Source organism: Calyptranema fuscum S582, from assembly GCF_055793305.1.
Genome location: NZ_JBSLYH010000007.1, coordinates 114335 through 126631, shown reverse-complemented (window position 1 = coordinate 126631; position 12297 = coordinate 114335). Strand labels below are relative to the sequence as shown.

Genomic DNA, 12297 nt, shown 5'->3' with positions numbered 1-12297 from the left:
ACTCGAACCAAATTATCCAATGACTCATTCTTAGATAGCCGCTGCGATCGCTAAAACTGTCTCAAGAACCGTAAGTCTCCTGCATATAGCCGACGGATATCATCAATCTGATGTAACACCATCGCAAACCGCTCTACCCCAAGCCCTGCTGCAAAACCTGTATAAATTTCAGGGTCATACCCAACTGCTTTCAACACATTCGGGTCAACCATGCCACACCCCATCACCTCTAACCAACGACCTCGCCACTGAACATCAACTTCGGCAGAGGGTTCTGTAAACGGGAAGAAGCTAGGGCGAAAGCGAATGGGGATATCTCCAAACATCTCTTCCAAGAAAACCTTAATCGTGCCTTTCAGGTCGGTAAAGGTCAATCCCTCATCAATTGCTAATACCTCCAGCTGATGGAAGGCAGCCGCGTGGGTTGCATCCACCGTATCGCGTCGATAGCATCGTCCAGAGGCAACCACCCGGATGGGAGGCTCGTTTTCTTCCATATACCGGATTTGCATTGCCGATGTATGGGTACGGAGCAAATTGCCATCGGGCAGATAGAATGTATCCTGCATATCGCGGGCAGGGTGGTCGGCTGGAGTATTGAGTGCCTCAAAGTTATAGTAGTCGGTTTCCATTTCGGGACCCTGGGTAATGGTGTACCCCAGACCGACAAAAATATCCATCATCCGCTCGATCATGCTGGTGATCGGGTGCGACTGACCCTGAGGTCGATAAACCCCCGGCATTGTGACATCTAAGGTTTCAGCCGCCAGCTGAGCTTCGATCGCCGCTTCTTGAAGGGCTGTCTTTTTTTGGTCAAGACCTGTTTGCAAAATTTCTTTGACGTCGTTGGCAAGCGCACCAATCTGAGGCCGTTCGCTGGCATCGAGTTTGCCCATGCCACCCAATACTTGCGAAAGACTGCCCTTCTTCCCTAAATACTTGATTCTTAACTGCTCAAGTTGTTCTAGGGTGTTAGCAGCAGCGATCGCCTCTTTTGCTTCTTGCTGCAATGTGGTCAACTGGCTTTCAAGATCGCTAAGCTTACTCATGGTATTGAAGGAACAGTAAAACTAAATCGTCGGCAGAATGTTGGATCGCAATTTTAGTTGGATCGCAATTTTAGGAATGCATTCCCCTATCAGTTTACTTGGAATTGTCTGAGGGGATGGCACAATCCAGATTATGTTTTTAGCCGCTCGTTAGCTGCCCAATCAAGCCTTAAACCTGGTCGTTAGGATGGGAAATTGATCAAGCCCAAAGATTGATGGTTGTCAGCGCCGCAACGCGGCGCTGACAACTATGGCAGCCGAAGGGCTGGTTAGGACAGGGGGCGGGGGCATCGCCCCGCACAGGAGTTCTGCCCCCGCATCCCGTCCTGATTAACCATTCGATTGCTATATAAGCATCCAGGATTGATTGAATCTGTCATCCTCAATCACGGCTGAGGAATGGGCATTAGATAACGTCGATGATGGGTTTGGGCGCATGACCGTTCGCTCCTGCCAACGATTCAATCAGTCGATCTGATTTCATCCACGACCCTTACTGTTTCATCCCTGTTTCATCCAGCCAACCTATTTTTCTATCCTTCTCACTGTGATCCTATGAATCTTTTGCTGAGTAATGATGACGGTATTTTTGCGTTAGGTATTCGTACCCTGGCAAATACGCTGGCAGACGCCGGTCATCACGTGACGGTGGTCTGTCCCGATCGAGAACGGTCTGCAACGGGTCATGGCTTGACCTTGCACGACCCAATTCGTGCTGACAAGATTGAGTCCATCTTTCACCCCGCAGTCAAAGCCTGGGCATGTTCTGGCACGCCGTCGGACTGCGTTAAATTAGCCCTCGGAGCCTTATTAGATAGCCCACCGGATGTCGTGCTTTCTGGCATTAATCACGGATCTAATTTAGGAACAGATGTGTTGTATTCCGGAACTGTCTCGGCTGCCATGGAAGGAGTTATAGAAGGCATCCCCAGTATTGCGTTTAGTCTGGCTAGTTTTGCTTGTCACGATTTTCAGCCAGCCGCTAACTTCGCCAAGAAGTTACTCGATCAAATGACTCAATATCCCCTGTCTTATATGGCGTTGCTGAATGTCAATATTCCAGCTGTGCCAGAAAAAGAGATTGTTGGAGTTGCCATTACCCGTCAGGGCATTCGTCGGTATCTTGACCTGTTTGAGAAACGGGTTGATCCTAGAGGCAAAACCTATTACTGGCTAGCCGGAGAAGTGATAGAAGATATCGATGAATCTGAGCCACCGTTCTCTGCTTTGATGATCCAGGGGGATGGATCTAAGTTAGATTTAGAATTAGTTGAACGCACCATGACGGATGTGTATGCGATTCGGCATAATTACATTACTATCACGCCATTGCAGTACAACTTAACGTGTATTTCAGGGTTAGCAAGTCTTGAACGTTGGCAGCTAGACTGGTCTAGTTAATTCCAGCATATGATTAAGCCATCAGATCCAGTAGAAAAGCTAAGATCTTGAGTTGGGTCTTTCATAGCAGACTAAACTAAAACAGATAAACTGGATGTTTTAAGAATATCGAGTAGTTTTCTATGAATTTGGGCAATCTATGGAGAGGGTGCTTTTCGGGAGATTGAGTCAATTTACGACAGAACATTGTTTCCCCGGAAAAATGCCTACTATATTTTTAAGTTGACGTAGGATTAGATCATCTCTTGGGAACGGGCTTAGCTGTTTAGCTTTAGTGGAAGCCGATAGGAAACACCCATGCCTATTAAGCAAAACCAATTTACTGTGCATTTCTGGGGTGTCAGGGGCAGCATTGCTTGCCCTGGCTCTGAGACAGTGCGGTATGGCGGTAACACATCTTGTATCGAAATGCGGGTTGCTGGGCATCGTCTAATTTTTGATGGTGGGACAGGGTTAAGAGTCTTAGGGCAAACCCTGTTGAGTGAAATGCCAGCAGAAGCCCATATGTTTTTTACCCATTCTCACTGGGATCATATTCAGGGGTTTCCCTTTTTTGTGCCAGCCTTTATCAAAGGCAATAAGTTCAATATCTACGGGGCGATCGCTCCCAACGGTTCTACGATTGAACAACGCCTTAATGATCAGATGTTGCATCCCAACTTCCCAGTTCCGTTGCAAATCATGGGCGCAAATCTGACGTTTTCTGACCTGGAAGTGGGTGAAGTCGTTCAAATTGACGATATCGTCGTCGAAAATGCACTGCTCAATCATCCAGGTGAGGCAGTGGGCTACCGGATTAATTGGCAGGGGCATTCGGCAGCTTATATTTCTGATACCGAACATTTTCCCGATCGCCTTGATGAAAATGTGTTGTGGTTGTCGCGTGATGCCGACATCATGATTTACGACGCGACGTATACCAACGACGAATACAACTCCGACAAGTCCAGTAAGGTCGGTTGGGGGCATTCAACCTGGCAAGAGGCGGTGAAAGTCGCTAAGGCGGCGAATGTGAAAAAGCTAGTGATTTTCCATCACGATCCGCTGCACAATGACGAATTTATGGATCGGATTAAGGAAGATACGGCTAAAGAGTTTCCTAATAGTGTTGTGGCGTGCGAGGGTTTAGAGATCGACTTGCTGGCCTCGTCACCCCCAACGGTAGCCGAACCTGTTTCTAAGATCTCGGCTTGATTCTACTCGTAGAATTGCAAATTGATGAACCTGTAATGTTTTGAGAGAGCCACGGCGAAGCCGTGGCTCTCTCAAAACATAGTTTTATTGATCCACGATCCTTAGCGATCGGGCAGAGTCAGGTTTCATCTCTGTTAGAGCTGATTTAAAGCGCTCGTGTTCGTGCTCTTCAGGCGTGAACAACCCATCCTTCCAGGAACTTTTTGTATATAGCGGTTGTGCCAGTTCGTTAAGTACAGCAACGGTGTTGTGGGACGCGGAGCGTCCCACAACACCGTACTGAATCAACCTGCACAGGCTATAGGTTTTTGGTACGTGAGTTTTCCTCACGAAAAACCTGACTTTCTCCATGGGACACGGTGTATATTGTGTCAGAATGTAAAGCGTGCAGATTATCTCTTCGCTTGACACAATTCAAACTCCTACGGCGATCGCGTTAGGAAATTTTGATGGCGTTCATTTGGGTCACCAGCAGGTGATCCAGCCAATTTTGCATGACGCACCGCTTGACCTCAATGCAACGGTTGTTACCTTCTGTCCTCATCCCCAAGAGTTTTTTACGGGGCAACAGCGGCAATTGCTCACCCCGATTGATGAAAAAGCAGCGTTTCTGCAATCGCTTGGTGTCAAGCAGCTCGTGTTATTGCCGTTTGATCAGTTTTTAGCCAGCCTGACTCCTCAAGCGTTTGTTGAAACGATTTTGGTGCAGCAGTTGCAAGCTCGCTTGATTAGTGTCGGGCAAGATTTTTGTTTTGGTCGTAAGCGCTCGGGGACGACGGACGATTTACGGGCGATCGCGGCTGGCTTTGGCATTCCGGTTCATATTGCACCGCTCTATATCTGTGAAGGTGAACGCATTAGTAGTTCGTCAATTCGGCAGGCATTAGAGCAGGGTGACCTTGCCGTTGCCAATCGCCTGTTGGGGCGACCCTATACGCTGACGGGTGAGGTGGTCAAAGGTCAGCAACTGGGACAAAAATTAGGATTTCCGACCGCCAATATGCAGGTGCCCACCGAAAAATTTTTGCCGCGTTTGGGGGTGTATGCGGTGCAAGTGACCTGTGCTACCTGGGAGCCGGGAGTTACCTGTGCCGGTGTGATGAATATTGGATTCCGTCCTACGGTAGACGGAGTGCAACAGACGACTGAGGTGCATCTGTTGGGTTGGTCGGGTGATTTATATGGCAAGCAGTTGACGGTGAGTCTGGAAAAATTTCTCCGCCCTGAACAAAAGTTTGCGTCATTGGATGAACTGAAAGCTCAAATTCATCGGGATGCGGAGATGGCGCGATCGCTGTTTTCCTTACCATCGGCAGCTTCGCTTTGATGCGCAAGAACCGCACCCCAGGTTGGCAAGCCTAGTTTGATAAGCCTGCGGTATCCACTTCCGGTTCGTGCTGAATGGGCAGAGTAATCAGTTCTAAGCGTTCTGGGACAGACAGGCTAACGCGTTCTAACGTGGGCGATGCCATTTGCAAGAAAATTTCCTGGATGCCAAATTCTTGTTGAAGCGAACGTTGAATTTTATCTAAAAGGCGATCGCGCATATCTCCATCTTTGAAATGCACGGTGATATGAGCCGATAGGGCTTCTTGCCCCAGGGCGATCGACCATACTCGTAAATTAGTAACGGCTAAAACCCCTTCAAAATTGGAAAGATGCGTGGTGAGTTGATCCAGGTTGAGATGGTGGGGTGTCCTTTCTAACAAAATATTCAGGCTTTGGGCAATCAGCGGTACGGAACCGACAATAATCAACGCTGCCACAAACAGGCTAATCACCGTGTCTGCCCAGTTCCACTGCATCGTCCACACCAAAATAGCTGCCACAATCAGACCGACCGAACTGATGGCATCTGCCATCATATGCAGAAAAACGCCTCGCAGATTCAGGTCATCGTGGCTATATTCGTGCAACAAGAAAAGATTGAGGCTGTTGATGCCAAACCCAACCACTGCCGTCACTAACATGGGCAGGCTCAAAATTTCAGCGTCAGCCCCATATAGGCGACTGGTTGCTTCCCAAATAATCCACAGGGCGATCGCGAGTAAGCCAATCCCATTCGCTAGTGCCGCCAAAATTTCGACGCGACGATAGCCAAATGTTGCATTGGTGGAGGCAGGGAGTCGGGCGACCCAAGTTGCCACAATAGCGATGCCCAACGCCACGCTATCGGATAGCAAATGTCCGGCATCTGCAAGTAGTGCCAGACTGTTGCTAGAAAAACTCACCACTAACTCGGCGATCGAAAACGTGCTGATCAGAACCAGCGCAATCCAAAGCAGACGGATTTTAGTGGAGTGGACAGATTGAGCAGCCTGGGTGTGGGGACAATTCAAATGGTGATTGTGCATCAAAAATTAATATAGGCAATTTGATAGTATCGACGATTCTAGTCTGGTTTCAGCGATTGGGTAGGAATCTTAGGAATGACTGCATAAAATAAACCGTTCCGCTCGATCGGTGATGGGTTGAAAAGTGGCGCGCCGCTTTTCAAGGCATGACTGGTGCTAACGGAATCGTGTCAGGCTTATAAAACCTAGTGTTGCAAACACCAAATTTTGCAATATGGGGGTGGTGGGGGCGAGGCTCCCAAGAAAGAGTTCCACCCCTTCACCCCTTACAAAACTTTCGTTTTGCTGTACTAGATCTTTTTGGGAAAGCAACGGCTCCGCCGTTGCTTTCCCAAAAACAACGACACGTTAATGCAGGATGTAGAGCAATAAAAACAAGACAATCCATACAACATCGACAAAGTGCCAGTAGAGTTCGGCAGCTTCGATGCCAAAATGGCTCTTACTGGAATAGTGCCCCGGTTTGAGCGATCGCAATAACACTGCCAGCATAAAGCAGATGCCACAGAACACGTGTAACCCGTGAAAGCCTGTCAGCACATAGAAAGTACTGGCAAAAATATTGGTTTTTAGCCCGAATTCTAAATGCAGATATTCATACAACTGACCACAGAGAAACACTGTGCCCATTAAGGCTGTGATGCCAAACCAGAGGCGTAACCCTTTGACATCATCCTTCTTGATAGCGGTATCGGCCTGATGAATCACGAAGCTACTCGAAATCAGAATGATGGTGTTGATGCCGGGAAGTAGTAGTTCTAGTTCTGGCGTGCCTGCGGGCGGCCAGGCGGGTTCGACAGCGCGGAAGGTCAAATAGGCTATGAACAAGCCAGCAAAAATCATCGTCTCCGCGATGAGGAAGACAATCAGACCCAATATGCGATGGTCGGGATGTTCTTCATGGTGATGGGTGGCGGCTTCGTGATGATAATTAAGTGCCGCTTTAGCTGGGTCAACGGTTGAACCTTGCATAAGTCTCAGCGATTCAGATGAAGGATTAGGACAGAAATCAGGCTGGGAGAAATTGGATCGAACGGTTGGCACCAAGAGATAGCTCAAGCCCCTATCCGAAACGTGGTTAGACGGTTATTTTTCGTTCCCCTCAGGAACGAAAAATAACCGCCCGGATCAGCGCTACGCACCACCCGATAGAACCGGCGGACTGGTCTCTGGCTCAGATGCAGGTAGTTCTGCGTTGCGATTGCCTTCCCCATATTCGTAGGGGCCGACCATTAACACGGGCAACTGCTCAAAGTTTTCATTGGCAGGAGGGGAGGTCGTTAGCCACTCCAATGTTAAGGCTCTCCAGGGATTATTGCCTGCGGGTTTACCTGCCCGCCAACTCCAGATGGCGTTGATGATAAATGGAATGGTCGAAACTGCCAGGATATAGGAACCGACGGTACAAACCATATTTAAAGTTTGAAACCGGGGATCGTAGAGGGCAACTCGACGGTTCATTCCCAGTAGACCAAGTTCGTGCATCGGCATAAAGGTGAGGTTCATGCCAATAAACGTCAACGCAAAATGAATGATGCCCAGAGGCTCATTCATCATCCGCCCGGTCATTTTAGGGAACCAGTGATAGATTGCCGAATATAGCCCAAAGACACTGCCGCCAAAGAGAACATAGTGCAGATGGGCAACAATGAAATAGGTATCGTGAACATGTAAATCAAACGGGACAGAGGCAACCATGACGCCACTGATGCCCCCGATGACGAACATCGAAATAAAGCCCAGGGCAAAAAACATCGTGCTGTTCAGGGCAATTTTGCCGCCCCAGATCGTTGCCAGCCAGCCAAAGACTTTGATCCCTGTCGGTACAGCAATGACCATCGTGGCAATCATGAAAAACATCCGCAGCCATGCTGGGGTGCCGCTGGTAAACATGTGATGTGCCCAGACGATCAATCCCAAAAAGCTAATGGCAAGGCTGGAATATGCGATCGCCCGATAGCCAAAAATGGGTTTGCGAGCATGAACGGGGAGCACTTCTGAAATGGCTCCAAACAACGGCAACACCATGATGTAGACCGCTGGATGAGAATAGAACCAGAACATATGCTGGTAAACAATCGGATCACCGCCCCCCGTGGGGTTGAAAAAAGCGGTTCCGGCAAGCAGGTCAAATGCTAATAAAATCAGCGCTCCTGCTAAAACAGGGGTGCCGATTAAAATGAGCGCCGATACGGCGATCATTGCCCAACAAAATAGCGGCATGTCGAACAGGGTCATGCTGGGAACCCGCATCGCCAAGATGGTCACCAGGAAGTTAATCGCTCCCAAGATCGACGAGGTTCCGAGCACCAGCAAGCTCATGATCCAGATGCCTTCACCCACTTGCCCACTGACCAGACTCAAGGGTGGGTAAGATGTCCAACCCGCCTTTGGGGTTTCTAGAAAGAAACTGCTGATCAACAGCACTCCCCCTGGTGGAATCATCCAAAAGGCGACCGCATTCAGTTTTGGGAATGCCATGTCGCGTGCCCCGATCATCAACGGGATCAGGTAATTGGCTAAACCCGCTCCGGCAGGAACAATCCACAGAAAAATCATGATCGTGCCGTGCAGCGTTAATAACCCGTTGTACATATCGGGTGTGACGAAGTCAGGGTTTGGGGTTGCCAGTTCGGTACGAATGGCCGTTGCCATTGACCCCCCAATCAAATAAAAGAAAAAGGAGGTCACCAGGTATTGCAGCCCGATGACCTTATGGTCGGGGCTAAAGGTGAAATATTCCCACCATTTCCGGTAAACCGGAACCCCATCCGGAGTGGTTGAAGGGGCGATCGCATGCATTTCTGCTGAAGTCATAATGCGCTTAAAAAAAATAATGAACGGATAGGAGAAACCAAACCGGGTTTGAAATCAAGCAAAAAATAGGCGCTGTGTTCTAGCTAGAATGCTGATGTTGAAAGTCTGGCAACGTCTCAGGGTGAATCCCCAATTGACTGACCAGAGAGGAAGCAAATGCGGAAGCAGACGAATCGGGCTGAGCGGGTTTAAGGGCGATCGCCTGATTCGTGTCATTGAGGCTGGCAATCTGGGTTTGCAGCCAGGTATCGTACTCATCCTGACTGTGTACGAATAATTTAGTTACCATACCGCCGTGGTAAGGACCGCACAGCTCTGCACAAATCACCGGATATTCGCCCAATCGGGTCGGCTTAAATCGCAGTTCTGTATCGCGACCGGGGATGGCATCTTGTTTGAGGCGAAATTCTGGCAACCAGAAGGCGTGCAATACATCTTGCGCTTTGATATTGAGTTGCACCTCTCGATCGATGGGAACATGCAATTCGCCCGTTGTGACGCCGCTGCCTGCGTAATTAAAAATCCAGGCATATTGCATGCCCATGACATCCACAATGACATCGGCAGCTCTGCCCGCATCTTCGGGGAAGGCACCAATTCCCAATGCCATGTGGTGATGACCATGCGATTTTTTAGCAGCACTGGCATCGATCAACCCAGTGGATGTGCCATCGGGTAACATGGCAACTTGCGTCACACCGGGGTCAGATACTACTTCTGGGTCAAAACCGCCCATGCTGTTGTAAACATCAAAGCTATAGACACCGATCATTAAGACGATCACGGCTGGAATAGCAGTCCAGAAAATTTCCAGCGGAATATTGCCATGAATAGGAGGCCCGTCCGTTTCGTCGCCAGGACGCCGCCGAAACTTAACCACGACAATGATCAAGACCGCTTGAACCAGGATAAACAGACCGATGGAGACTGTCATCATGGTGTTAAACAGACCATCTACCAATTCAGCCTCGTGAGAAGCTGCCACAGGTAGCAGACCATGATTTTGACCGAGCCATATGCTGACCAGGGTGAGAAGGATGCCAGCCAGCATCGTCAGAATGTTAGATGGAATGTTCACAATAAATTCCCAGTTGGCTACCTAATGATTACTAATACTGTCTACCCAACTTGCAGGATTGTTGCCATACCTTAATAAGAACTTAAGCGATGGAGGTTTGGTGAGACTTTTAATTTAGGGACTAATTTTCAGACCTTAAGGATCACAAATTAATTAAAGCCCGGACGTTTATTTTTGGAAGCGCGGCGGAGCCGCGCTTCCAAAAATAAATCGTCAGTTTTATTAAATCCACGATCCTAAGTATCACATCCATCAATTTAGACTGAAGGTCGGGTAGGCGATCGCCGTTTTCAAACACGTTCGACACTGAAAACTTCGACCCCAAAAACAATGTGCAACGGAGAAACTTAGTCTATTTGGGTGAGTGAGTCGGTTGTCATCAAACATCAACCCTTGCAACCTGAAACATGAACCCTTGCAACCCTGGGCTGCCCGACGGTCGGGCGGCATTAAGGTTTTGGATCTAATTTTCAATGAGGTTGAGGTACTGAATACCCATTTACCAAGGTAGATCAGTTCTCTAAAAACCCCTTAAAGAAATTATTTATTTTTAGAATTTCTTTGGGATCTTCCCGGTCTAGCGCTACGCCGGACCTGGCGACGAAGCTACTATCTCTGCTTTTTACTGCGGTACCTCTCCATTGCCTTGACTTGATTAAACTGGGGATGAGGTGCGATGCCGATGCCTGGCTGGTGGAACTGAAGAAATGTAGAGAAATGTAAATAAAATTCGACCTCACGATCTGAAATTTATAGCCACAATCCGAAGAAATCCCTAAAGCTGTCTGAATTGTAGCCTAGTGTTACTAAAGTATTGAGTGAGAACAGAGATAAAGGAGATAGGGGAATGATGTGAAGCGTCTGCCCCATAGTTGATGAACTTTCGTCAATTTCCATGGAGCATATTAGACTCACACAATGTTTTGTGACGTTTCAACATCAGGTTTCTCTATCGGCTCAAAGCCCATTGCTATGACAACAGGCTTCTTTTGGATCACAAATTCCATAAAGCCCAATCCTTTTTGAGAGAGCGACGGCGCAGCCGTCGCTCTCTCAAAAACAATGACAGGTGAGTTAAATCTGTGATCTGTAGTCGTTCTTATACGAGCAATTTCTAAAAGTACGTGAGTACAGGCAATTTCTAAAGCGACTGATGGCGTTGCGAATGCTGACGGTAGTTTGAACACAAAACTTGACGTTTCGCGTTCAAGCCTAATCCGATAGGCAGCGACGCTTGATTGATGAGATGAATGTTTATGGAGGCAGAATGACTGAATCGATCTTGCGGCAGAATGCAGCAACCTCTTTCAATCAGGCTGAGTCTGTGAATCAACTTGAAATATCCAGCGATATAGTCGATTCTTCAAGTGCTCAGGTTACGATCCGCCGTTTAGTATGGAAGCTGGCGATCGCCACCTTTTTATTAATGGCGATCGGGAGTGCGACCCGTGTGATGAATGCCGGTCTTGCCTGCCCCGATTGGCCGCTTTGCTACGGCACCTTGTTTCCTGCTCAACAGATGAATTTGCAGGTTTTCTTAGAATGGTTTCATCGACTGGACGCCTCATTGATTGGGCTGATGGCGATCGCACTTAGCGGTCTTTGCTGGTGGCATCGCCGTGATTTACCGGGCTGGACACCCTGGGCAGCCACATGGGCGCTGGTTCTGGTGATCATTCAAGGCATTTTAGGGGGGTTAACGGTGACCCAATTGTTGCGATTTGACATCGTGACGGCTCATCTGGGCACAGCATTACTGTTTTTCTGCACCGTGTTGATCATCGGGACTTTATTGTTACCCTATCAGGGTACCGGAACGGTTGCTAAGTTGCCCTGGGTTTCTCTCTCTGCTGCGATTTTAATTTATTTACAAAGCCTTTCGGGCGGATTGGTCGGTTCTCAGTGGGCACTCCATCAATGCTTAGCCCTGGCTAATCTTTGTACGGTGATGAACAGCCACCTCATCGGTGTTCTGCCTTCTAGCTGTTCGGTCTTAGCGGTGATTATTTTGGCACGTCGAACTCCTGCCCTCCATCCAACCTTACGGCACTTGTCGAAAGCCGTAGGCATATTATTGCTCCTGCAAGTTGCCCTGGGGGTCGCAACCTTTCGGTTGCATTTGCAAATTGAACCCCTTACCGTGACGCATCAAGCCGTTGGAGCTTTGCTTCTGGGAACGTTGGTTTGTTTCACCGTGCTCGGATTGCGCGATCGTCAACGTTTTCTAGAAGCGGCTTAGAGAACCCATGTAGGCGTTAGAGACCAGAGTCAAGGTTTCAGATTTAAACCTTGCCGTCAAACGTGCAACTTGCAATCCTATCGCTCTTTACTGATGATCTTTGCTCTGCCTATCCCTCCTTCATACCCCGCTCAACCCTTGTTATTTGGTTCTTCACATGGCGTT

General features: G+C 48.5%; 10 protein-coding genes. 4 read left to right on the top strand and 6 right to left on the bottom strand.

What is annotated here, in order from left to right:
* Positions 1–50: 50 nt before the first annotated feature.
* A complete protein-coding gene (gene pheS / locus ACR6Z4_RS07130) occupies positions 51–1049 on the bottom strand; it encodes a phenylalanine--tRNA ligase subunit alpha (RefSeq protein ID WP_479716547.1) in 999 nt (332 codons plus the stop codon).
* A gap of 555 nt (positions 1050–1604) precedes the next feature.
* Here pheS and surE point away from each other — a divergent pair.
* The 3 genes from surE (at position 1605) to ACR6Z4_RS07115 (ending at position 4971) form a co-directional block, all read left to right on the top strand.
* Positions 1605–2450, top strand: a complete 846-nt coding sequence (surE, locus tag ACR6Z4_RS07125) for a 5'/3'-nucleotidase SurE (protein WP_479716546.1) — start codon at positions 1605–1607, stop codon at positions 2448–2450.
* Positions 2451–2747: 297 nt separating this feature from the next.
* The gene (locus ACR6Z4_RS07120; RefSeq protein ID WP_479716545.1) at positions 2748–3644 is read left to right on the top strand and encodes an MBL fold metallo-hydrolase; all 897 of its coding nucleotides are present in this window, start codon (positions 2748–2750) and stop codon (positions 3642–3644) included.
* A 385-nt stretch (positions 3645–4029) separates the two neighbouring features.
* Complete coding sequence (locus ACR6Z4_RS07115) at positions 4030–4971, top strand: bifunctional riboflavin kinase/FAD synthetase (RefSeq protein WP_479716544.1); 942 nt, start codon at positions 4030–4032, stop codon at positions 4969–4971.
* 31 nt (positions 4972–5002) lie between these two features.
* On the opposite strand, the gene ACR6Z4_RS07110 is transcribed toward ACR6Z4_RS07115, so the two are convergent.
* The 5 genes from ACR6Z4_RS07110 to ACR6Z4_RS07090 all read right to left on the bottom strand — a co-directional run bounded on the left by ACR6Z4_RS07110 (position 5003) and on the right by ACR6Z4_RS07090 (position 11080).
* Positions 5003–5998: a cation diffusion facilitator family transporter gene (locus ACR6Z4_RS07110; RefSeq protein ID WP_479716543.1), complete on the bottom strand. Its 996-nt coding sequence runs from the start codon at positions 5996–5998 to the stop codon at positions 5003–5005.
* Between the two features lie 348 nt (positions 5999–6346).
* The gene (locus ACR6Z4_RS07105) at positions 6347–6970 is read right to left on the bottom strand and encodes a cytochrome c oxidase subunit 3 (protein ID WP_479716542.1); all 624 of its coding nucleotides are present in this window, start codon (positions 6968–6970) and stop codon (positions 6347–6349) included.
* A 162-nt stretch (positions 6971–7132) separates the two neighbouring features.
* Positions 7133–8800: a cytochrome c oxidase subunit I gene (ctaD, locus tag ACR6Z4_RS07100; protein ID WP_479716610.1), complete on the bottom strand. Its 1668-nt coding sequence runs from the start codon at positions 8798–8800 to the stop codon at positions 7133–7135.
* A 94-nt stretch (positions 8801–8894) separates the two neighbouring features.
* Positions 8895–9893, bottom strand: coding sequence for a cytochrome c oxidase subunit II (locus ACR6Z4_RS07095; protein ID WP_479716541.1), 999 nt, complete (start codon positions 9891–9893; stop codon positions 8895–8897).
* 911 nt (positions 9894–10804) lie between these two features.
* Positions 10805–11080 carry a hypothetical protein gene (locus ACR6Z4_RS07090; RefSeq protein ID WP_479716540.1) on the bottom strand — a complete coding sequence of 92 codons (276 nt, stop codon included), beginning with the start codon at positions 11078–11080 and terminating at the stop codon, positions 10805–10807.
* Between the two features lie 80 nt (positions 11081–11160).
* On the opposite strand from ACR6Z4_RS07090, the gene ACR6Z4_RS07085 reads away from it, so the two are divergent.
* On the top strand, positions 11161–12132 hold the full coding sequence (locus tag ACR6Z4_RS07085) for a COX15/CtaA family protein (protein ID WP_479716539.1): 972 nt from the start codon (positions 11161–11163) through the stop codon (positions 12130–12132).
* The last annotated feature ends 165 nt before the right edge of the window (positions 12133–12297 follow it).

Coding starts and splice junctions, on each gene's coding strand:
- pheS (WP_479716547.1), bottom strand. CDS start 1,049: ATGAGTAAGCTTAGCGATCTTGAAAGCCAGTTGACCACATTGCAGCAA.
- surE (WP_479716546.1), top strand. CDS start 1,605: ATGAATCTTTTGCTGAGTAATGATGACGGTATTTTTGCGTTAGGTATT.
- ACR6Z4_RS07120 (WP_479716545.1), top strand. CDS start 2,748: ATGCCTATTAAGCAAAACCAATTTACTGTGCATTTCTGGGGTGTCAGG.
- ACR6Z4_RS07110 (WP_479716543.1), bottom strand. CDS start 5,998: ATGCACAATCACCATTTGAATTGTCCCCACACCCAGGCTGCTCAATCT.
- ACR6Z4_RS07105 (WP_479716542.1), bottom strand. CDS start 6,970: ATGCAAGGTTCAACCGTTGACCCAGCTAAAGCGGCACTTAATTATCAT.
- ctaD (WP_479716610.1), bottom strand. CDS start 8,800: ATGCATGCGATCGCCCCTTCAACCACTCCGGATGGGGTTCCGGTTTAC.
- ACR6Z4_RS07085 (WP_479716539.1), top strand. CDS start 11,161: ATGACTGAATCGATCTTGCGGCAGAATGCAGCAACCTCTTTCAATCAG.